The 2,616-nt window shown below is 58.9% G+C and carries 2 protein-coding genes; both read right to left on the bottom strand.

Annotated elements, in window-relative coordinates; translation table 11 throughout:
* Positions 1-29: 29 nt before the first annotated feature.
* The gene (locus ALO64_RS14860) at positions 30-1,712 is read right to left on the bottom strand and encodes a fatty acid--CoA ligase (RefSeq protein ID WP_044343963.1); all 1,683 of its coding nucleotides are present in this window, start codon (positions 1,710-1,712) and stop codon (positions 30-32) included.
* Between the two features lie 168 nt (positions 1,713-1,880).
* On the bottom strand, positions 1,881-2,513 hold the full coding sequence (locus tag ALO64_RS14855) for a LysE family translocator (RefSeq protein WP_002552186.1): 633 nt from the start codon (positions 2,511-2,513) through the stop codon (positions 1,881-1,883).
* Between the last annotated feature and the right edge of the window lie 103 nt (positions 2,514-2,616).

The following is a 2,616-nucleotide window of genomic DNA, read 5'->3' as shown; positions in this document are numbered from 1 at the left end:
TGCCCGACGGGCGCGGCAAGCAGACGGTGTCAGAGCGTGGAAAGGAACGTGCTGTTGCTGTTCTGCCATTCCACAATGTCCAGACGCATGCGCTTCTTGTCGAGCTTGCCGACGCTGGTCTTGGGAATTTCAGTAACAAGCGCGATCTGGCTGGGAATTGCCCACTTGTTGATGTGACCTTGCTCGACGAACGGTTTGAGATGCTCCTTCAAGCCCTTGGCATCAAGCTGATGGCCGTCGCGAATCACCAGCAAGGCAAAAGGCCGCTCACCCCATTGCGGGTCGGCGATACCGACCACAGCTACTTCGCGCACAGCAGGATGCCGGCTGCACAGGTCTTCAAGCTCCAGCGAGGAAATCCATTCACCGCCGGTCTTGATCACATCCTTGATACGGTCGCGAATATCGATGAAGCCCATACCGTCCAGCGTTGCCACATCGCCAGTATGCAGCCAGCCGCCTGCCCACAACTCAGCACCTTTCTCAGGCTCGCGGAAATAGCTTTCGGTCAGCCAGGGCGCACGCAGGACCAGCTCACCCTGGGTTTCGCCATCGGCCGGAAGGAAGTTGCCTTGCTGATCGACGATGGCTGCTTCTACCAGCATGCCAGGCACACCGGCCTTGATGCGGTAGGTAATCTGCTCGTCTTCGCTGCTGGCCTTCAGTTCGTCGTTGATGTGCGCGACAGAAATCAGTGGACCGGTTTCAGACATGCCATACGCGGCGGTGAGCTGGATGCCTCTGGCCTTGGCTGCCTGATACAGGCTGCGGTTCAGCGAGCTGCCGCCAATGATGATTTTCCAGCCGCCAAAGTCCGCATCCTGAGCAGACTTGGCGTTGAGCAGCATTTGCAGGATGGTCGGCACGCAATGCGAGAAGGTCACTTTCTCCTTGCGCCAAAGCTCTACCAGCAACTCGGGCTCGTAGCGGCCGGGGTACACCTGTTTCAGGCCCAGCATGGTCGCTACATAGGGAATGCCCCAGGCATGCACATGGAACATCGGAGTGATTGGCATATAGACGTCATCGTTGCCCAACTGCCGCGGACTTTCGACGCATCCCAGGATGGCCGCCACGCCCATGGTGTGCAGCACCAACTGGCGATGGGTGAAATAGACGCCTTTGGGGTTGCCCGTGGTGCCTGTGGTGTAAAACGTGGTCGCGACCGAGTTCTCGTCGAAATCCTCGAAAGCGTACTCGGGGCTGGCTGCCGCCAGCAGGGTCTCGTACTCGCCGACGAGGTTTGGCAGGTCGGCGGTCTTGTCGGGCAGATCCGTCAGCAGCAGGGTCTTTTCAACGGTGGTCAAATGTCCGGACATGGCATGATACAGGCCCGTGAATTCGCTGTTGATCAGCACCAGCCGGTCATCGGCATGATTGATGGTGTAGGCGATCTGCTCGGGCGATAGCCGCACATTGACGGTGTGGATCACTGCGCCAATCATCGGGATGGCGAACATGCATTCCAGATAGCGATGGCTGTCCCAGTCCATGACCGCCACGGTGTCGCCAGCTTTCACGCCTGCCGCCGTGAGAACGTTGGCCAGGCGGCAGATGCGCTCGTTGAGGGTCGGGTAGGTGTAGCGAACGGAGTCGCGGTAAATAATTTCACGCGTCTTTTCATAACGACTGCCGGACGACAGCAGGCGCTTGATCAACAGAGGGTACTGGTAAGCGCCATCGGCGGGCGCAAGAACGCGAGTCTGTAACATATGAGTCCCTTTTCAAAGTCCACAGGCGGAGCTGGAAATATGGACTCTAGAGCCCTCGCCTGCCAGTGAAATCAGTAAAAGGGATGTTTTTTCGAAGCGCCTCTCGCCGCCTGAAAGAGGCACTCATACTCGGTATACGCTCGGCAAAAGCGTTGTTGAATGCAGGCTTCAGTGCACTTCAGTGAACGCCAGTTTGATACCCAGCGCGACCAGCACTCCGCCCATGGCCCGATCAAACCAGTGGCCCATGCGCGCAAAACCCGCGCGTACCCGCGCCTGGCTGAACAGCCGCGCCACCAGGCAGAACCACGCGGCCGTCGCCACTGCGAGGTAGACCCCATAGCCGCCCTGCACCAGCAGCGGCGTGTGCGGATTAATCACTACGGTGAAAAGCGATAGGAAAAACAGCGTTGCCTTGGGGTTAAGGCCGTTGGTGACGAAACCGCTGATGTAGGCACTCTTTGCTGTGCGCTCGCCCGGTATTGCCTTGATAGCGGCATCGCCCGTCGCAGCCGCCGGCCTGGCGCGCAGGGCCTTGATACCGATGTACAGCAGGTATGCAGCTGCCGCCCATTTCAGCGCGTTGAACAGCACGATGGACTGGGAAACGATAATCCCGATACCCAGCAGTGAATAGCCCACATGGAGAAAAATAGCCGAGCCGACACCAAGCGCTGACCAGGTACCGGCCTTGCGCCCATGCGTGACGCTTTCGCGCACCACCACCGCGAAGTCCGGACCGGGGCTGGCGACGGCCAGCAGGTGGATCAGCGCAACGGTAAGAAATTCTGCCCAATACATGTGGGACCTCCTGGAGGATTGACGTCAGACCCGGCAGATTACGCTGTCTGATCTCTGCGCAACAGTTACTGGCAACGATCACCTCAACTATCGTGCGGCGCTC

The sequence above is a fragment of the Pseudomonas meliae genome, assembly GCF_001400515.1.
Classification (GTDB): domain Bacteria; phylum Pseudomonadota; class Gammaproteobacteria; order Pseudomonadales; family Pseudomonadaceae; genus Aquipseudomonas; species Aquipseudomonas amygdali.
This window is presented reverse-complemented; position numbering and strand designations above follow the sequence as displayed.